Annotated in this window: 17 protein-coding genes; 2 read left to right on the top strand and 15 right to left on the bottom strand. The window is 66.1% G+C overall.

The annotated features are described in order from the left end of the window. Window positions 1-27 precede the first annotated feature (27 nt). On the bottom strand, window positions 28-630 hold the full coding sequence (locus tag DVT68_RS18670; protein WP_114826717.1) for a YdbL family probable chaperone protein: 603 nt from the start codon (window positions 628-630) through the stop codon (window positions 28-30). Between the two features lie 42 nt (window positions 631-672). Beyond that, on the bottom strand, window positions 673-2,694 hold the full coding sequence (locus DVT68_RS18665) for an AsmA family protein (protein ID WP_114826716.1): 2,022 nt from the start codon (window positions 2,692-2,694) through the stop codon (window positions 673-675). Window positions 2,695-2,738: 44 nt separating this feature from the next. On the opposite strand from DVT68_RS18665, the gene DVT68_RS18660 reads away from it, so the two are divergent. Beyond that, a complete protein-coding gene (locus tag DVT68_RS18660; RefSeq protein WP_233523562.1) occupies window positions 2,739-3,494 on the top strand; it encodes a response regulator in 756 nt (251 codons plus the stop codon). 23 nt (window positions 3,495-3,517) lie between these two features. Here DVT68_RS18660 and recO read toward each other — a convergent pair whose 3' ends face one another. The 11 genes from recO to DVT68_RS18605 all read right to left on the bottom strand — a co-directional run bounded on the left by recO (window position 3,518) and on the right by DVT68_RS18605 (window position 15,834). Next, window positions 3,518-4,228 carry a DNA repair protein RecO gene (recO, locus tag DVT68_RS18655; protein WP_114826715.1) on the bottom strand — a complete coding sequence of 237 codons (711 nt, stop codon included), beginning with the start codon at window positions 4,226-4,228 and terminating at the stop codon, window positions 3,518-3,520. A 97-nt stretch (window positions 4,229-4,325) separates the two neighbouring features. Continuing rightward, window positions 4,326-5,270 (bottom strand): GTPase Era, encoded by a 945-nt coding sequence (era, locus tag DVT68_RS18650; protein WP_114826714.1) that lies wholly within the window; start codon window positions 5,268-5,270, stop codon window positions 4,326-4,328. A gap of 152 nt (window positions 5,271-5,422) precedes the next feature. Further along, window positions 5,423-6,082 (bottom strand): ribonuclease III, encoded by a 660-nt coding sequence (rnc, locus tag DVT68_RS18645; protein WP_114826713.1) that lies wholly within the window; start codon window positions 6,080-6,082, stop codon window positions 5,423-5,425. A 15-nt stretch (window positions 6,083-6,097) separates the two neighbouring features. Continuing rightward, entirely contained in the window at window positions 6,098-6,478 is a 381-nt protein-coding gene (locus tag DVT68_RS18640; RefSeq protein WP_114826712.1) for a DUF4845 domain-containing protein, read from the bottom strand. A 148-nt stretch (window positions 6,479-6,626) separates the two neighbouring features. Beyond that, entirely contained in the window at window positions 6,627-7,529 is a 903-nt protein-coding gene (lepB, locus tag DVT68_RS18635) for a signal peptidase I (protein WP_114826711.1), read from the bottom strand. A 50-nt stretch (window positions 7,530-7,579) separates the two neighbouring features. Beyond that, a complete protein-coding gene (gene lepA / locus DVT68_RS18630; protein WP_114826710.1) occupies window positions 7,580-9,370 on the bottom strand; it encodes a translation elongation factor 4 in 1,791 nt (596 codons plus the stop codon). A gap of 273 nt (window positions 9,371-9,643) precedes the next feature. Further along, window positions 9,644-11,128 carry a DegQ family serine endoprotease gene (locus tag DVT68_RS18625; RefSeq protein WP_114826709.1) on the bottom strand — a complete coding sequence of 495 codons (1,485 nt, stop codon included), beginning with the start codon at window positions 11,126-11,128 and terminating at the stop codon, window positions 9,644-9,646. Window positions 11,129-11,247: 119 nt separating this feature from the next. Next, on the bottom strand, window positions 11,248-11,904 hold the full coding sequence (locus DVT68_RS18620) for a sigma-E factor negative regulatory protein (protein ID WP_114826708.1): 657 nt from the start codon (window positions 11,902-11,904) through the stop codon (window positions 11,248-11,250). Then, a complete protein-coding gene (rpoE, locus tag DVT68_RS18615; protein WP_199536144.1) occupies window positions 11,901-12,497 on the bottom strand; it encodes an RNA polymerase sigma factor RpoE in 597 nt (198 codons plus the stop codon). Before rpoE ends, DVT68_RS18620 begins: the two co-directional genes overlap by 4 nt. Before the next feature lie 291 nt (window positions 12,498-12,788). Continuing rightward, complete coding sequence (locus tag DVT68_RS18610) at window positions 12,789-15,338, bottom strand: putative bifunctional diguanylate cyclase/phosphodiesterase (protein WP_114826706.1); 2,550 nt, start codon at window positions 15,336-15,338, stop codon at window positions 12,789-12,791. 1 nt (window position 15,339) lies between these two features. After that, window positions 15,340-15,834: a hypothetical protein gene (locus tag DVT68_RS18605; RefSeq protein WP_114826705.1), complete on the bottom strand. Its 495-nt coding sequence runs from the start codon at window positions 15,832-15,834 to the stop codon at window positions 15,340-15,342. A gap of 204 nt (window positions 15,835-16,038) precedes the next feature. On the opposite strand from DVT68_RS18605, the gene DVT68_RS18600 reads away from it, so the two are divergent. Further along, a complete protein-coding gene (locus DVT68_RS18600) occupies window positions 16,039-18,138 on the top strand; it encodes a 3-hydroxyacyl-CoA dehydrogenase NAD-binding domain-containing protein (RefSeq protein ID WP_114826755.1) in 2,100 nt (699 codons plus the stop codon). Window positions 18,139-18,218: 80 nt separating this feature from the next. On the opposite strand, the gene DVT68_RS18595 is transcribed toward DVT68_RS18600, so the two are convergent. After that, window positions 18,219-18,824 carry a DUF2058 domain-containing protein gene (locus DVT68_RS18595; protein ID WP_114826704.1) on the bottom strand — a complete coding sequence of 202 codons (606 nt, stop codon included), beginning with the start codon at window positions 18,822-18,824 and terminating at the stop codon, window positions 18,219-18,221. Window positions 18,825-18,868: 44 nt separating this feature from the next. After that, a complete protein-coding gene (locus DVT68_RS18590; protein WP_199536143.1) occupies window positions 18,869-19,087 on the bottom strand; it encodes a SlyX family protein in 219 nt (72 codons plus the stop codon). Window position 19,088 lies beyond the last annotated feature (1 nt).

Below are 19,088 nucleotides of genomic sequence, written 5' to 3'. Positions count from 1 at the left end.
CAATCGGGCAAGGGATGGGCGAACGGCTTACTTCTGCTTCCAGGCGCCCGAGGGGTCCTGATAATACCAGCCCGGGTGCGCCCGCTCGATCCAGCCCTTGGCGAAAGTGGCGCGAATCTGTGGTTCCCATTCGGGGTGATTGTTGGCGTTGGCCACCTCGCGATACAGCGCCTCACGGTCACGGTTCTCGTCGGCCACAGCGGCGCTGACGGCCGCGCGCTGTTCCAGCGGCACCTTGGCCGCATCGCGGACGGCTACCAGGCCATCCTTGGTGAAACCGACCACGCCACTGTCGAACAGCGCGTCCAGCGTGCTGTGGAAGCGCTCGCGCATGCGGTCGTGGATCGCGTCGGCGGCCGGGGTCTGCACGCGCAAATTCGGCACATCCGCCGCGTACGCGGCGGGAAACAGCAGGTCCAGCAACATCGCGGAAGGCTGGTTGCTCTTCTTGGGCGGTGGCGCCGGCTGCGGGTTCTTGGTGGCGGGAGCCGGGGTGCTGTCGAGCACGGTGCCGATGAACTGGTCGGCTGCCTTCTGCGCCGCCGCCTCGGGGAAATACACGTTGATGGTGACGCAGCCCACCAGCGCGACAAGCACCGAGGCCAGCAATCCATAGACAAGCTTGCGCATGTTCGACTCCTTCCGGGCGCCGCTCACGGGGGATGAGCGGCTTCAATGCACTTCGGGTCCGTTGCCTTCGATGGCCGCCCTCACGCGCCGGACCAGGGTGGGCCAATCTACCTGTGTCTGGTGGCCGATGACTTGCAGATGCGGCAGGCCGCTCCCCTCGACGATTGTGTAGCCATCCGCATCGCCGTCCAAGCCGCCCATATGGCATACCGAGGCTTCAAGTGTGCAAGTGAGGCCGATCCGCTTGTAATTGAAGGTCTTGAACAACTTCAACATGGCGCCCTGCAGGCCCGCCGCCCCGCCTCCGCCGCCAACGGCCGTGAGATTGTTGACCGCGCGCTGGCTGATCTTTCCGCCGCTGCCGGCCAGCAGGTTGGCCTGGAACGCCACCGGGCTCCAGTTGACCATGCGCAGCTGGTTGATTGAGCCATCCATACGTCCGGTGATGCTGCCGAAGTCGAAGACGCTGGTCATCGCCGCCAGGTCCAGCTGACGCAGTTGCACGTCGCTGGTGACCACCGACGTCTGGCCGAACGGCCCCTGCATCGACAGCCGGGTAATGTCGACGAAGCCACCGAATACGTTGATCGACAATCCGCCCTCGAGTTCGACGCGATCGTCCACCCAGCGCAACGCCGGGACAGCGCCGCCCAGCGTGCCCGGGAACTCGGGCCAGCCCATCGCGCGCGAGAAGGCCGCCATGTCGATGCCGGCGAACGCCAGGGAGGTCGACAGTCGACGCCCCCTGGCCGCGGCGGGACGCCATGCGAAGTCGCCTATGCGCGCCCTGCCATTGAGCACGGGCACCTCCAGCGGGCGCTGCAGGCTCAGTTCGCCGCCGCGACTCTGCCAATGCCCCTGCGCAGCGCCATGGGCGATGCGATAGATCTGAAGGCTCTGCCAGCCCAGGGTGGTGGGCGGGCGATCGCCCTCGACCTTCCAGTCCACGCTGCCGCGCAGCCCCTTGACCGCCAACCGGCCCGCGCCGTCGGCCACGTCCAGCCCGTCGGTCTCGAAGGCAAAGCTGCGCAGGCCGTCCGTGTCCAGATCAAGGCTGCCGCTGAGTTGCCCGTCCGTGCGCATGTCGCGCATGCCCAGCGTGGCCAGCCAGGCCTGGCCATAGCGCTGGTAGGCCGCCGGAAAGCGCGACTGCAGATGCGCCAGCTTGAGCTTCTGCAGTTCACCCTTGGCGTTGAAGGCCAGCGCGCCGTCAAATTGCAGCGCATCGGCGTCGGCGACACGCAGACGGTTGAAGTCCACGGCCCCGTTACGGGTCGCCGCCGCCAGGCTGACCTGGACCGGATGATCCGGCAACCGGGCAAAGATCGGGCCCAGCAGCAACTCGCCGCCACGCAGGCTCGCGTCGAGGTCGATGCGTGACGGCGTGGTGGTCGTATCGATGTTCACCCGGCCATTGCCATTGACCGCCTGCCCGGCGAGCGTGCCGCTGGGAGTATCGAAGCCGCCGCCGCTGAGCGCGAACTGGCCGGAGGCCTGGAAACCCTTGTCGGCCACATCCAATGCCATGTCGGCATCGAGCTTGCCGGCAGTGGTGCGGCCGGACCAGAAGGCGCCCAGCAGGCCCTGCAACCAGACCGTGGGCACGCCCTTCAGGCTTATCTGCGCATGCGTCGGCTGGTCCAGCGGCAGCGCCGTGCTGGCCCCGGCCTGCCCCTGGGTGATGTCGATCTGCAGCGTGTTGGCCGCCTCGTCGATCACCATCGCCACCTTGGCGTTGCCGAAGGCGCCGCCAGGCGCGCCCACCAGCTGCACGGTTCCATCAAACAACCAGCGCATGTGCACGTCACGCTGCAGGACGCCCTGCAGATCCAGCCCGACGCGCTTCCAGCCAAGCACCGGCATGTCGGCCTTGGCGGCCTTCAGGGTCAGCTTGAGGCCGCCCTGCCCATCCTCGCCCACCAAGGCCTGCACATCCTGCATTTTCAGGCCTGGCATGCCGACGACCTTGGCGCCCAGGGCGATGTCAGCCCGCGCCGGCATGGCCAGGACCATCCCTAGCAGGATGCCCAGACTGAGTAGTAGATGGCTTGATGTGCGACGCATGAAGCGTCATTCTGCCAAAAACAGCTGAACGACACGGACTAGTCATGTTCAACACGCTTTCCAGCAGTGCTTCGCGCGCCCCCGGCGTGCCCGAAACCGTCCGCGCCCTGGTCGCCGACGACGATCCCACCAGCCGCCTGTTCCTGGTTGAAGCACTGCGCGGCCTCGGCCTGGACGCGTGCGCCTGCCCCGACGGGGCCGCCGCCATCGCGCTGGCGCACGACCAGCCGTTCGACCTGCTGCTGCTGGATTGCCGCATGCCTGGCGCCGGGGCTGAGCAGGTGCTGTCGGCCCTGCGCCACGACCCTGGCGCATGCTCCAGCGACTGCACGGCTGTAGCCACCAGTGCCGAGATGGACGCCAATGAGCGTGAGCGCCTGTTGGCTGCCGAATTCAGTGAAGTCCTGCAAAAGCCCTGCAGTGTGGCGGACTTGCGGCGGATTCTCGGCTTGGTGCAGGCAGGCGCGGCAGCCATGCCACTGCTCGACGACGCGGCCGCCCTGGCCACCATGGGGGATGCGGGCGTGGTGGTCGCCATGCGCGACCTGCTGCGGGCCGAACTGGCCACGCTCTACCAGGACCTGGAAGAACTGCGCGAAGACCCCGGAACGCTCGCGGAACGCCTGCACCGCTTGCGCTCTTCCTGCGGATTCTGTGGCGCGGCGGCGCTCGCCGCGCAGGCCACGGTTCTGCAACGCCACCTCAAGCTCGGTCACCCCGGCTCGATGGCGCCGTTGTCACGCTTCCGCAAGATACTGCTGGCCACGCTCGACGCGCTGGAGCCGGCTGGCACGGTCTGAACCACCCTGCACCTCAGGCTCGATCAGCGTCGCGACATCGCCGCGCCCAGCACCTGCCAGGCGCGCAGTTCGCCACCACCCAGATGGAAGCGAATGACGTCGCGCATCATCACGCGCAAAGCCGAAAGGCCCGCCGCATCGGGTATTCGATCTTCAGCCAGCGCCAGCAGATCGCTGCCGCGCAGCGCATGCGCCATGCCCGGACGGCACGGCGATGGGCCCAGTTCGGCGGTGTAGAGATACAGCTGGGAGGACTCGACCGGTTCACCCGTTTCGGCCTCGAACTCCAGCTGCAACCCGTAGCCGATGGCCTCCAGCAGGTCACGCTCGAAGCGTCGCAGGCTCCAGGCCAGCGGCTCACCCGCGGCCAGCCGAGGCAACGCCAACGCGTAGGCTTCATACAGTTGCGGCTGCGGATCCTGGCGGCCGGTAAGCCGTACCACCAATTCGTTGAGGTACAGGCCGGCGAGGCCCGCGTCGCCGGTCAGGCGTAGCGGAGCCCCGAAGCCTTCGGCGGCCAGCAAGGTGGCCAGCTCGCCCCGGAACAACAGATCGACGGCCAGCGGCTGGAACGGCTCAAGCTGCGCGCGCTGAAGGCGGGCGCGTTCGCGCCGGACACCCCGCGCCACCACGCCTACGCGCCCGTGGTCGCGGGTCAGACATTCCAGCAGCAGCGAGGTTTCGCGATAGGGCCGCGAATGCAGGACATAGGCTGGCTGCTGCTCGATGCGCATATGTCTTCAGACGGTGGTTGCCAGGGAATTGCCGACGGACGCCGCGTTCCAGGCCAGCATCACCGTGACGGAGCTACTCATCGGCGGCCGGCCGAGGTCAATCGGTGTAGCCGAACTTCTTGAGCATGGTCTCGTCGTCCACCCAGCCCTCGCGCACCTTCACCCACAGCCGCAGGAACACCTTGCGTTCGAATGCACGCTCCATGTGGCGACGCGCGCCGCTGCCGATGGCCTTGAGCTGGGCGCCGCCATTGCCGATCACGATGGCCTTCTGGCCATCGCGCTCCACCCAGACCACGGCATGAATCTCGGCCACGCCGTCCGGACGGTCCTTGAACTGCTCGATCTCAACGGTGGTGGCGTACGGCAGCTCCTGGTCCAGGCGCAGCATCAGCTGCTCGCGCACCATCTCGGCGGCGAGGAATCGCTCGCTGCGATCGGTGATCTCATCCTCACCGTAGACCGGAGGCGCCACCGGCAGGCGCTTGAGGATGCCCTGCTCCAGTTCCTTCAGGCCCTTCTCTTTCAGTGCGCTGACGTAATACACGTCATCAAAACTGTGGTGGTTCATCAGTTCGGCCACGAAGGGCAGCATCGTGGCCTTTTCCTTGGCCAGGTCCACCTTGTTGATCACCAGCAGGCGCGGCGTCTTCTGCTCGACCAGCGCGTCGTACAGCGCCTGGTCCTCGTCGGTCCAGCGCCCCGCCTCGATCACCTGCACGACCACGTCGACTTCGCTGATCGCCGAACGCGCCGCGCGGTTGAGGCTGCGGTTCATCGCGCGCTTGGCGCCACGATGCAGGCCGGGCGTGTCCACGTACATGATCTGCCCCGCCTCGTTGGTGGCGATACCGAGGATGCGGTGGCGCGTGGTCTGCGGGCGCGGGCTGACAATGGACAGGCGGAAGCCGATCAGGGCGTTGAGCAGGGTCGACTTGCCCACATTGGGGCGACCCGCCAAGGCGACCGTGCCGCAGCGAAAATCGTCGTGGGGAAGCTCGGCGGGCGCGCCGCCGAGGTCGAATTCATCGTGGTCGTTCATGATCAAGGCCTGTATCGGTTGTTCCCGCGCGTGCCGGCATGCGCGGGCTACCCGGACGGGAAACAAGGGAAAGTGTAAGTCGTTGAAGGCGCGAGGTGATAACGCCGGCCGCCCTGGCGGTCACCGCGAGTACGCTCCGACCATACGGTCGATCAACCCTGCAGCTGTTCCTGCAGGCTGCGCAGCACGGTTTCAGCGGCCTCCTGCTCGGCCGCACGGCGACTGCTGCCGGTACCTTCCGCCCGGATCGCGGCCGGTTCAGCAATGGCGCACGCGACATCGAAGGTCTTGGCGTGGTCCTCGCCGCGGCTGTCGATCAGCTCATAGTGCGGCAACGGCCAGCCGCGCGCCTGCAGGAGTTCCTGCAGGCGCGTCTTGGCATCCTTGGAAGAACGCGGGATGGCCGCCACCAATGGCTCGAACAGCGCGCGCACGACGGCGCGGCATTCGGCGAAACCCGCATCAAGGTAAACCGCTGCGACCAGCGCCTCAAACGCATCCGCCAGAATGGACTCGCGCCGGAACCCACCGCTTTTGAGCTCACCGGAACCCAGCTTGAGCTCGTCGCCAAGTTCAAGCTCGCGCGCGATCACGGCCAGCGCCTGCCCGTTGACCAGTTGGGCGCGCAGGCGCGACAACTCACCCTCACTGGCGTTGGGATGGGCTTCATACAGCAACTCCGCGACTACGACGCCCAACAGGGCGTCGCCGAGAAATTCCATACGCTCATTGTTCGGCTTGCCCGCGCTGCGGTGGGTCAATGCCAACTGAGCGAAGGCCGGATCACGAAAACGGTAGGCGAGCCTGGTCAAATGCGGTGCCTGTGCTTAATCGCCGAGACTTCCCTGCAGCGTCACGCTCTTCTCGAAGTGAAGCAGGAAGTCGATGTTGTACATGAACGGAATACGCTTGTCGTAGCTGATGTTTAGTTGCGCGGTGTTGTTTTCACGCTTAATCGTGATGTTTTTGGACCCGATCGTATCGTCGCCGACATACTGGAAATCCATCTTCTTCATCAAGTCTCCTCGCACACTTGCCAGCGACTTGCCCTGTACTCCATCAGCTGCTTCCTGGTTCATAGCCTTGGTGACACCTAGGAACTCGGTGTACGCCGGCACCAGCTTCATGGCCATGAAGCCGAAAAACCCGGCGATGACCAACATGAACAGGAACCCGATCAGGGTGATGCCCGTCTGCTTCGATTTCATAGTCCCCTCGCTATGCCGCCGTGCGGCGTCAACCGGTTGTCCAACTGCTCGACCGCCGGCATGCCGGCGTCACGAACAGTATGCCCGCATTGTCGCCGCAAGCGACCCGAGCGTCACTGTCACCCGGTCAACCCGCGTCACGCTTTTATCAATGAATGACCGTGCCCATGCGGTTGAACGCCACGCCCGAGCCAGTCCAGCTCAACCAGATCAGGAAGGCCTTACCGGCCAGGTTTTGCTCCGGCAGGCATCCCCACCAGCGACTGTCGGTGCTGTTGTAGCGGTTATCACCCATGGCCAGATAGCAGCCCTGCGGCACCACCAGCGGGACGCGGGCATTGGGCAGCGGCGGGGGGATGGCGTAGTTCGGCATGCGGGCGGTCAGATGATTGACCACTCCACCCTGCCCGTTGGGTAGGTGCTCGTTCCACACAGTGGCGCCCATCTCGAGCATCAGGCGCGATTCGGCGCGCTTGGGATCACCCTCGTAGGGACCGACCAGGTCAGCCGCGACCGGCTCGCCGTTGATGATCAGCTGGTCGCCGCGCATCTCCACCCGGTCACCCGGCATGCCGACGACGCGCTTGATCCAGTTCTGGCTCGGTACGGGGGCGTGCGGGTCCACGCAGCTCTGGTCGCCGCTGCGCACCAGGCGGCCGCCGTCCTCGCAGAGGTAGCCGGGGAAGCGGAACACCACCACGTCGCCGCGCCTGGGCTCGCCGAGGCTCAGGAACTTGTTGTTGAACGCCGGCATGCGCAGGCCGTAGGCGAACTTGTTCACCAGGATGAAGTCGCCCACATCGAGCGTCGGCATCATCGAGCCGGACGGAATGCGGAACGGCTCGGCCACGAACGAGCGCAGCAGCAGAACCACAAGCACCACCGGGAACAGCGAGCGGGACCAGTCCACCAGCACCGGTTCGCGCAGCTCGGCGCCTGCTGCATCCGCCTTGGCCTTGCGCTGTTTGTAGAAGAACAGGCGGTCAAGACCCCACACCACGCCGAACAGCACGGTGAGGCCAAGCAGAATCGCCGAAAAGTCGAAATCCATGCCCTACTCCAAGGTTGTCCGGCGCGGGGGACGCCGAATCCGCAGGTTTGTTATTTGTCCACCTTCAATACGGCAAGGAAGGCTTCCTGTGGGATTTCCACGCGGCCGACCTGCTTCATGCGCTTCTTGCCTTCCTTCTGCTTCTCCAGCAGCTTCTTCTTGCGGCTGACGTCGCCGCCGTAGCACTTGGCCAGAACGTTCTTGCGCAAGGCTTTCACGGTGCAGCGCGCCACGATCTGCGCGCCGATGGCGGCCTGGATCGCCACATCGAACTGCTGGCGCGGGATCAGGTCCTTCATGCGCTCGACCAGGTCGCGGCCGCGGCGTTCGGCGTGGATACGGTGCACGATCAGGCTCAGCGCGTCCACGCGGTCGCCATTGATCAGTACATCCACGCGCACGAACGGACCCGCTTCGAAGCGCTCGAAGTGGTAGTCCATCGAGGCGTAGCCGCGCGAGACCGACTTCAGGCGGTCGAAGAAGTCCAGCACCACCTCGGCCAGCGGCATCTCATAGGTGATCTGCACCTGGCTGGCCAGGTACTGTATCGAGCGCTGCACGCCGCGCTTCTCCTCGCACAGCGTGATGATGTTGCCGATGTAGTCAGGCGGCGTGAGGATGTTGGCGACGATGATCGGCTCGCGAATTTCCGAGATCAGGTTCGCCGCCGGCAGCTTGGCCGGGTTGTCCAGCATCAGGATCGTACCGTCGCTCTTGAGCACCTCGTAGACCACCGTCGGGGCCGTGGTGATCAGGTCGAGGTCGTATTCGCGCTCCAGGCGCTCCTGCACGATCTCCATGTGCAGCATGCCGAGGAAGCCGCAGCGGAAGCCGAAGCCCATCGCCTCGGAACTCTCCGGCTCGAAGAACAGCGCGGCGTCGTTGAGGCGCAGCTTGTCGAGCGCCTCGCGCAGCGCCGGGTAATCATCGGCCGATACCGGGAACAGTCCTGCGAACACGCGCGGCTGCATGGTCTGGAAACCAGAGAGCGGCTTTTCGGCCGGCTTGCCCGCCAGGGTCAGCGTGTCGCCCACGGGGGCGCCGTGCACGTCCTTGATCGACGCGGTGATCCAGCCCACTTCGCCCGGCGCGAGCTTGTCGAGCTTCTTGCGCTTGGGCGTGAACACGCCCACTTCGCTTACTTCATGAGCGCGGCCGGTGGACATCACCAGCAGCTTGTCGCCGGGCTTGATCTCGCCCTGCACGACGCGCACCAGCGACACCACGCCCAGGTAGTTGTCGAACCAGGAATCGATGATCAGCGCCTGCAGACGGTCAGTGTCACCCACCTTCGGCGGCGGAATGCGCGCCACGATGGCTTCGAGCACCTCGACCACGTTCTGGCCGGTCTTTGCGCTGACCGCCACGGCGTCGTCGGCGTCGATGCCGATCACCGCCTCGATCTCGCCCTTCACCTTCTCGGGGTCGGCGGTGGGCAGGTCAATCTTGTTGAGCACCGGCACCACTTCCAGGCCCATTTCAACGGCCGTGTAGCAGTTGGCGACGGACTGCGCCTCCACGCCCTGGGCGGCGTCCACCACCAGCAGCGCGCCTTCGCACGCCGCCAGCGAGCGGCTGACTTCGTAAGAGAAGTCGACGTGGCCCGGGGTATCGATGAAGTTGAGCTGGTAGGTCTTGCCGTCGCGTGCCGTGTACGGCAGCGACACGGACTGCGCCTTGATGGTGATGCCGCGCTCGCGCTCGATCGGATTATTGTCGAGCACCTGCGCCTCCATCTCGCGCTCGGTCAGGCCGCCGCAGATCTGGATGATGCGGTCGGCCAGGGTCGACTTACCGTGATCGATGTGGGCGATGATGGAGAAGTTTCGAATCAGTTCCATGGAACACGCTGGCTGCGTTCACTGCCCGGCGCAGCGCGCGGGCAGCGTATCACCGGGATGGTGACACGAACCCGGCATTATCGCATGGAACCATCCCCCGACGGGCGCCGCAGCGGCAGCGGCCATCTGGGTGAACAAGTGGTGAAGTTCGTCGCGGGCAACCGAACGCCCCGTCCAGGCCGGGACGATGGTGGCCCAAGCGCCCACCGTCCCGGTCAGGACATTAACGGGAAAGCCCGGGCCGCCGCGCTGCCACGCGGCGGCCCGGATCGGTCACTCGTCGCCGCTTCCCGGAACGGTAAGGCCGACAAAGCCGCTCTGATCGCCGTGGCGGACCAGCAACAGCACGGTGTCGCCGGGCTTGGTGTCCTTGGTCGCATCACGGAAGGCAGCGGCGCTGCCCACCTTCTTCTGGTTGACCATCAGGATCACGTCGCCGGGCTGCAGGCCGGCGCGCGCCGCCACCGGACCGGAGACATTACTGATGCCCACGCCCTCGCCGGCCCTCAGACCGAGCTGCTGACGGGCGTCGCTATCCAGGTCCTGCACCGACAGACCCAAGGCCGTCGATCCGGCGTGGGCCGCCGGCTGGTCCGCGTCACCCGACGCCAGCACCGCGTTCTTGTCCCGAGGCATCTCGCCCACGGTGACTGCTACATCTTGCTTCTTACCGTCGCGCAGGATCTGCACGGTGGCCTTGCTGCCCGGCGGGGTCTGTCCCACCAGCGGCGGCAGGTCCGCGCTGGAATTGATGGGTTGGCCGTTGTAAGACAGGATCACATCACCGGCATGCAGGCCGGCCTTTTCAGCCGCGCTGCCCTTGGACACCTGGGTGACCACTGCGCCGGAGCCGCTGTCGAGCTTGAATGCCTTGGCGATGTCGTCGCTGACCGGCTGCACCATCACGCCGAGCTGGCCACGCGAGACATAACCCTTCTCCTTGATCTGCTTGACCACGTTCATGGCCACGTCGATCGGAATGGAGAACGCGACGCCCTGGTAGCCGCCGGTGTTGGAGTAGATCTGCGAATTGACGCCAACCACACGCCCCTGCAGGTCGAACAGTGGGCCACCCGAATTGCCGCGGTTGATCGGCACGTCGGTCTGGATGAAGGAGGTATACGGCTGATCCTGGCTGCCCAGGTTGCGGCCCACGGCGCTAACGATGCCCTGCGTCACCGTGTAGTCGAAACCGAACGGCGAACCGATCGCCAGCACCCACTGGCCGGCCTTGAGCGCGCGGGAATCACCGATGCTCACGGCCGGCAGGTTGCCCTTGGCGTCCACCTTGAGCAGTGCGATGTCGTACTGCGGATCGCTGCCCACCACCTTGGCGTTGAGGGTGCGGTGGTCCTGCAGCCGCACGGTCACCGTATCGGCGCCCTCGACCACGTGGTTGTTGGTGAGGATGTAGCCATCACCGGAAATGATGAAGCCCGAGCCCAGCGCGGTGTGCTGCTGTTCCTCCGGCGAGGGTTCCGTCGGCATGCCGAAGAAGCGCCGGAACATCTCCATCTGCGGGTCATCGTCATCGGGCGCGCTGGGCATGCCGCGCGCCGCGGAGCGCCCCTTGCTGCTCTTCTTGCCGGTGTACTTCGCCTCCACGTGCACGACCGCCGGCGCATTCTTCTGCACGATACCGGTGAAGTCGGGCAGACTTGACGCGGCGGGCGCGGCGCTCTGGGCCTGCACGCCGCCGGCCATGGCAAGGCTGATCAGGATGCCGCACGTGAGCGTGCGCAGGGTGTATCGATTCATCTATGTCTCCGTGGTGTTGCGCGCGCGCCCACGCACCAGCCCGATGCACGGGCTGGCTGGGACGAACGGTTTGGGTAGGGGTTGGGAACTGGCCGCGACTTGCAACTCACGGCCGAAAATCACTGGGCGTTTTCAGGAGCCTGCAGCGCCGGCTGCTGCTGATCAGGGTGGATCAGCAGCAGGTAGCTGCCATCGCCGTTGCTGACGGCGGGATAGCGCGCCACCCGGTAAGGCGACAGGCTGTTGCGCGAATACAACAAGGTGTTGTGACCTTCGCCCTCGAACGTCGCCGAGGCCTGCTGGGTCAGCTTGTAGGGCGAGTCGGCATAGGCATTGACCCAGGGCGGCGCCACGGCCGGCGTTTCCGCCCGGGCCATCAGGTTGCCGTGCTCGACACTCGCCGGCTCCGACGAGACCGCGGCGGTCAGGGGAGCAGCGCGGTCCGCGCCCGAACCGGCCGGCTGGGCAATCATCAATGCGGCCACGGCCACGCTTGCGGCGATCGCGCCACCCGCTGACCAGTGCAACCAATGCCGCCGCTTGCCCTGCACCACCACAACGTCCTGCTCGATCGCCCGCATGACGCGATCGGCAAACCCGCCGGACGCCAGCGGCGGCAATTGTCGGCGCAGACCATCGCGCGCGACGTGATAGCGCGACCACGCCTGCTGCAGGGATTCGTCGTGATCGAGGCGGCGCAGCAGGAAACGCAGCTCCTCCTTCGACAGGGCGCCATCCATGCCGGCAGACAGGTTTTCGCGTTGGTTATCAGTCATGGGGATTTGTCCTCGCGGTCGGACAACAATGGCCGCAGTTTCTCATCGATGGCTTCGCGCGCGCGAAAGATACGTGAACGGACCGTACCGATCGGGCAACCCATAGCTTCGGCGATTTCCTCATAGCTCAAACCATCCACTTCACGCAGGGTAATCGCAGTCCGCAATTCCTCGGGCAGCGATTGGACAGTGGAAAATACGGTTTGTTCAATTTCCTGCCGCATCAATTCACGCTCGGGTGTGGCGCTCTCCTGCATGCGGTCCGCCCCGGGCACGAAAGCGGCATCTTCGATGGCGATGTCGTCGGCTGGCGGACGACGCCCCATGGCGACCAGATGGTTCTTGGCCGTGTTGACGGCAATCTTGTACAGCCAGGTATAGAAAGCACTTTCCCCACGGAACGAGCCGATAGCGCGCCAGGCGCGCACGAATGCCTCCTGGGCGATGTCCTCGCACTCGGCGTGGTTCTTCACATAGCGCGACACCAGCCCGATGACCTTGTGCTGGTACTTGCGCACGAGCAGGTCAAACGCCCGCCGGTCCCCTTGTTGGACGCGCTCGACCAGCGCGCTGTCCAGTTCGTTTTCGCCCATCCGGGCCATCTCCTTCGTCGATGCTTCCACTCGCCCCCGGCGTGCCATCAAGAATGAGAGCGGTCTGCTCAGACAAGCTCAACCCATCCTAGTTCAGCACGCCCGGAGACGATTACCAACCCCGGGGGGAGCTGGCGCCGCCAGTGGCGCCCATAGGTGAAACGCACGGGTACGCAACGGGCGTACCGACGAGGCTGGGGAAACGACGACATCCACCCTCGCAAGGCCGCCTGCCGGGCGCACTCTAGGCCCGGCACCGGTCAATATGGGGACCGCGCGGGGCCGCGCAAGTCAGGCCGCGGTGCCGCTGACCCCGTCCAGCAGGCTCTGGCGCTCCTGCAGCATTTTCTCGAAGACGGGTTGCGGCAAGGGGCGGCAAAACAGGAAACCCTGCAGCTCGTCGCAGTGGTTGGCCCGGAGGAACTCGAGGTGCTGCTCGGTTTCCACCCCCTCGGCCACCACCCCCCGCTTGAGGCGATGGGCCATCTCGATGGTGGCGCGCACGATGGCCTCGTCGTCCGGGTCCACCCCGATGTTGCGCACGAAGCTCTGGTCGATCTTGATGCGGTCGGCGGGCAGCTTGCGCAGGTAGTCCAGCGAGGCGGCGCCGGTGCCAAAGTCATCGATCGCGATGCGGCAGCCCAGGCGATGCAGGCCCTGCAGGTTCTCCACCAAGTTGGGGGCGGCCTTGATGCTGATGCTCTCGGTCACCTCCATCTCAAGCAGGCCTGCTTCCAACCCGCTTTCGTCCAGCGCCGAGGCCACCACCTCGAGCAGGTTCGGCTGCATCAGCTGCACCGCCGAGAGGTTCACACCGAGGCGCAGGCGCAAGCCAAAACGACGCTCCCATTCCTGTGCATGACGGCAGGCGGCACGCAACACCCATTCGCCGATGGAGACAATCAGACCGGTCTCTTCGGCCAGCGGAATGAAGAAGCCCGGACCGATGAAGCCCAGCTCCGGGTGCTCCCAGCGCACCAGCGCCTCCATGCCGACGATATCCTCGGTCACCGCGTCGACCTGCGGCTGGTAAAACACGCGCAGTTCGCCCTTGTGCTCGGCATGGCGCAGGCCCGATTTCAGGGCAAGATTCTGCTGCTGGGACTGCTCCGCACGCCCCTCGAAGATCTGATAGTTGTTGCGACCCAGGCTCTTGGCTGCATACATCGCCTCGTCGGCGTGCTTGAGCAGGGTCTCGGCATCGGGGGCATCGTCGGGAAAGAAGCTCACACCGATGGAGGCGGTGACCTGCAGCTCCGTGCCGTCATCGATGCGCAACGGCGCGCTCATCACCTGCACGATCTTCTCGGCGATGCGCAGCACGTCCTCGCTCTTGACGATGTGCCGCAGGATCACCACGAATTCGTCGCCCGCGTAGCGCGCGACCGTGTCCGAGCCACGCACGCTGCCGCGCAGACGCTGGGTAGTGGTCAACAGCACCTGGTCGCCCACCGCGTGGCCGAGCGTGTCGTTGATGGTCTTGAAGCGGTCCAGGTCCACGAACAGCAACGCGAACGACTCGCCGGTGCGATTCGCCTCGCGGATCACCGTATCCAGTCGGTCATTGAACAGCAGTCGGTTGGGCAGGCCGGTCAGGGCATCCAGCAAGCCCTCGGCGCGCCCTTGCGCACGGGTATGCCGCAGCTCCATCGCGTGCGCAAAGCGCGACGCGGCGCAGCGCAGCACCGGCTGCATGATGGCCAGCGCCGGCAAGGGCTGGCGCGAACCGACCAGCAAGGCGCCCAGCACCGTGCGGCGCTCATCCTGCAACGGCCAACCGGCAAACCCGGCGAGGCCCAACTGCCCCAGCAGCGGATCGACCTGGGCCAGCCGCGCGGCATCAGACTGATGCAGCATCGCCTGCCCGCCCAGCACCAGGCGCAACGAACTCTGCAGATGCGGGCCCGGCCACGCCTGCTCCTCGCCACGCCAGTGCTGCACCAGTTGCACCGGCGCGCCGCCGTCGTCCTGGCGCGCCGACCACACGGCCACGTAGTCCAGACCCATCTCTTCATAGAGCAGGCGTGCGGCTTCTCCGATGCCTTCGTCGCCGCTGCCCGAGTTGAAGATCCGCGCCAGCAGCGTCAGCGCCGCCTCGGCCCGCGCGCCGGCACGGTCGCTGCGGAACACCAGGGCCACGGCATCGCGGCCGGCGTGGCGGATCGGGCGGGCGCTTGCCTCGCCGCCGTCGACGCCGCGCACCGAGCGGCGCCGCGCGGGATGCCATCGACGCGCACCCTCGGCGACAACCTGCTCCACGCTGACATCGGCGAACGCCAGGATGTCCTGCAACGGGCGCCCGCGCAGCTCATGATCGGCCAGCCCGCTGTGCCGCACCAGCGCCGGGCTGAATTCCACGATGCGCCCGCGCGCGGGATCGACGATCAGCCACTCGTTGTCGACCTCGTCGAAGGCGAAACGATAATCACCATCACCCGCCACCTGCACGGTCTGCGCCTGCCGCGTCGCCTGTTGCAGGCGCTGCCAGCGCGCCAGCAGTTCGGGACCAATCTGCGAGGCATACAACCAGTCCGACACGCCCGCCGGCAGCACGACCGGCTTGAGGATGGCGCCATCGTCCAGCACCGCGATCACGGGCGCCGACGCGCTGGCCGGCAGGCCGCGCAATACGTCGATGCCCGCCATCGCCTCGCGGCCATCACCCTCGAACACGATCACGATCAGCGCCAGCGGCGAACGTCCTTCCAGCAGGATGCCCGCGTGCGTGGCATCGCGCGCCGAGTGCACCACGAAGTGCCCATCACGATCGAAGGTGTCAAACAGGGCACGACGCAGCTCGCGCTGCGCCGCCACGACAAGAATTCCGGCGGGACTGGCCATATCAGATCACCCAACGGCCATCGCGCAGGCGCGGGCGCTGCGCCGGCTTGGACTGGCAGCTCAGGCGCGTCAGCACGTCGTTGAAACTGGCCACCAGCGCCGGCGGCGGATCGAGCAGCACGACCTTGCGCACATGCCCGGGCGTGGCCCGGGCCAACTGCCGCAGCACGGTGGCGTCACCCATGCTCAGGGGCAGCGGCACGCGCTGCAGAAGGTAAACGCCAAAATGGTTGCTCTGCTGCATGTAACGGAGGGCGATGCTCAGGCGTTGGGAGCTGGGCAGCCCGGTATGTTCCTCGCGCAGGTTGCCGAGGCCACCCTCCGGGTTCCACAAGTAGACCGCCTGGCCGCTACGGCGCACCAGCGGGCGCAGCAGCTCGCCCAGGTTCGCCTCCTCCCCGCCTTCCAGTGCAATCAGGTTTCCGCGCGCGGCCAGGATGCGCTCGAGGATATCGGCGCCGGCCGTCTGGGTCGGGGTGGGAATGGGCGTGCTCATTCAGGCGTAAATTACGTGGTCTGTCGGCGTTCGCATAGGCATTGTTGGCAAGCCTCCCTTGATTTGCGTCAGCGTTTTATGCGGCAGTGCACAGCTCGCATGTTTACGTGACCTTCATCAAGGCGCCCTCCCGGGTGGGCTGTCTCGCAATCCTCCCTGCGGGAAGGTATGGTGCGAAGCTTCCCGGCCATTCTCTACGCCCCCATGTTCGAAGGATTGCGCTTCAATCATTGGAAGACGAGCCTGGATGACAGTGGCATTGTCACCCTGTCCCTCGATCGCGCCGGCAGCAGCGTCAATGCGTTCTCCCGCGAGGTCCTGGACGAGCTCGGCCAGATCGTCGAACGGCTGGCGATCGAGAAACCGGCCGGCGTACTGATCCATTCGGCCAAGCCGTTTGGTTTCGCCGTGGGCGCCGACATCAAGGAGTTCGTCTCCTACGCCCAGCACGGCACGGTGCTGGAAAACATCGAGAACGGCCAGCGCGTGTTTGAATCGCTGGCCCGCCTGCCCTGCCCGACCGTGGCCGCCGTGCATGGCGCCTGCATGGGGGGTGGTACCGAACTGATCCTTGCCTGCCACCAGCGCATCGCCGCGGACGACGACAAGACCCGCATCGGGCTGCCCGAAGTGATGTTGGGCATCCATCCAGGCTGGGGCGGCAGCGCCCGCCTGCCGCGACTCATTGGCGCCACTGACGCCTTGCCAGTCATGCTCACCGGCAAGGCGCTGTCGGCCAGGCGCGCCCTGGCCCTGGGTGTGATCGACCGGGTCGCCCCGCCGGCCGAGCTGCTTGCCGAGGCCCGCGCCTTGCTGCGTCGACCGCACGCCCGCCGCTTCGCACTGCGCGCCAAGGCCTGGGCCACCAATACATGGCTGGCCCGCCAGATCCTGGCGCCGATGGTGATCAAGCAGACTGCCGCCAAGGTGCGCAAAGAGCATTATCCCGCTCCGTTCGCGCTGATCGACGTGTGGAAGCGCGGCGGCTCCAGCATCCAGCAGCGCCTGAAGCTGGAGGCGCGTTCAGTGGCCAAGCTGGCCGGGACGTCGACGGCGCAGAATCTGATCCGCATCTTTTTCCTGCAGGAACGCCTGAAGGGCCAGGGTGGCGGCATCGATCACGGCATCAAGCACGTGCACGTGGTCGGCGCCGGCGTGATGGGCGGCGACATCGCGGCGTGGGCTGCCCTCAAGGGATTCGAGGTCACCCTGCAGGACCGCGAGATGAAGCTCATCCAGCCAGCGCTGGATCGCGCCCGTCAGCTCTATGAAAAGAAGCTCAAGACGGCGGACAAGATCGAAGCCACCGCTCGCCGCCTGCGCGCCGATGTCGACGGCAAGGGCGTAGCCCAAGCCGACCTCGCCATCGAAGCGATCTTCGAAAACACCGAGGCGAAGAAGGCCCTGTACGCAGCCATCGAGCCGCAGTTCCAGTCCAACGAGCTGCTGGCCACCAACACCTCGACCATTCCGATGGACGAACTGCGCGTGGGCCTCAAGGCGCCGCAGCGCTTCCTCGGCCTGCACTTCTTCAACCCTGTGGCGCAGATGCCGCTGGTCGAGGTGGTGCGCCACGACCAGCTGGACCCGGCCGTGGAGAAGCGCGCCCTCGCCTTCTGCAAGGCGCTCGGCAAGTTGCCTGTGGCCGTCAAGGGCACGCCGGGTTTCCTGGTCAACCGCATCCTGATGCCCTATCTGCTGGAAGCGATGCGCCTGTACAGCGAGGGCGTGCCCGGCCCGGTGCTGGACAAGGAGGCCAAGAAGTTCGGCATGCCGATGGGGCCGATCGAACTGGCCGACACGGTTGGCCTGGACGTGTGCGCCTCTGCGGGCAAGGAATTGGCGCCGTTCCTGGGCCTGGAACTGCCGCCGGGCCTGGAGGACAAGCTGGCCGCTGGCAAGCGCGGCAAGAAAGATGGCCAGGGCATCTACGTGTGGCAGGACGGCAAGCCGCAGAAGCCCGAGGTGGATCCGGACTACGTGGCGCCAGCCGACCTGCAGGACCGCATGATCCTGCCGATGGTCAACGAAGCGGTGGCCTGCCTGGCCGATGGCGTGGTGGACGACGCCGACCTGCTCGACGCTGGCGTGATTTTCGGTACCGGCTTCGCGCCATTCCGCGGCGGCCCGATCCAGTACGTGCGCACCGAAGGTCCCACGGTGGTCAAGGGCAAGCTCGAACACCTTGCCCAGCGCTATGGCGAGCGCTTCTCGCCCAAGAATGGCTGGGATCTGCCCACGCTGACCCAATCCGGCTTCGAGTTGTCCGCCGCCACCGTGCAGGCTGAAGACGCCGTAGCCTGATCGACAGGGGCGGCGCCAAGCAAAACGCCCGGCCTAGGCCGGGGGTTTTTTTGTGGCTGACGTGATGCGTGTCGGCGCGCTCACCACACCAGGTCGTCGGGCACACCGTCTTCGCCAACGCCCGCTTCATTGCCAGGCTCGACCAGCAAGGCGAGCTGGTGCGGGTCGATCGCGCGCACCTGATCGGCGATTTCGCGCGTGACCAACAAATAGCGCCCCTGCTGTTGCACCACCCCGAGTTCGCCGCGATTGAGCGCAGCCATCTGCTCGGCGTCGACGTGCACGCGACGGATCTTGCCGCCGTATTCGAAGTGGCGCACCTGGTCGACCTCGGTCGCCTTGTTGAGCACCTTGCCTTCGAGCAACTGCTGGATCTTCAGCTTACGCTCGCGGCGCACGCGCGCCTCTTCCGCGGCGGCCTGCTCGGCGCGCTTGCGTTCGTTCGCCTCGGCCTGCGCACGGATCGCGTACGCCTTGGCCAGGTCGATGTCTTCCTGGGTGCCGCCGCGCGACGGCTTGCCCTGCGGCTTGTGCGGCGAAGGCTTGGGCTTGCCGCCGTGCTGCTGGAATGGCGGACGGCCCCCCTTGGACGGCTTGCCGCCCTGGGGCGTCGCGGAACGCTTTTCTTCGCGGACTTGTTGGACGATGCCGCTCTTGAGCAGCTGATCGCGCAGGGAATCGGCCATGATCGAAACTCGCTTGCGTGGTGCGTGTACTGAAGATGATGCGATCAATAGTGCGGCGGCGGCGGCTCGCTGTGCGGATCGTGACCTTGCGCGGACCGCAGCGACGACAATTCGCTGCGCAGGCCGCGGATCACCTCCTCCAGCGCCGCAATGCGCATGGACAGCTCGGCGTCCGCCGAGGCCAGCTCATTGACGGTATCGTCGATGAAGGTCAGGCGTACCTCAAGCTCGGTCAGCCGCTGCAGCAGCGAATCATCAGCCATG

Origin of the sequence: Dyella solisilvae, from assembly GCF_003351225.1 — a bacterium.
Classification (GTDB): Bacteria; Pseudomonadota; Gammaproteobacteria; order Xanthomonadales; family Rhodanobacteraceae; genus Dyella; species Dyella solisilvae.
Note: the sequence above shows the minus strand (reverse complement) of the source record. Positions and strands in the feature narration are given on the sequence as shown.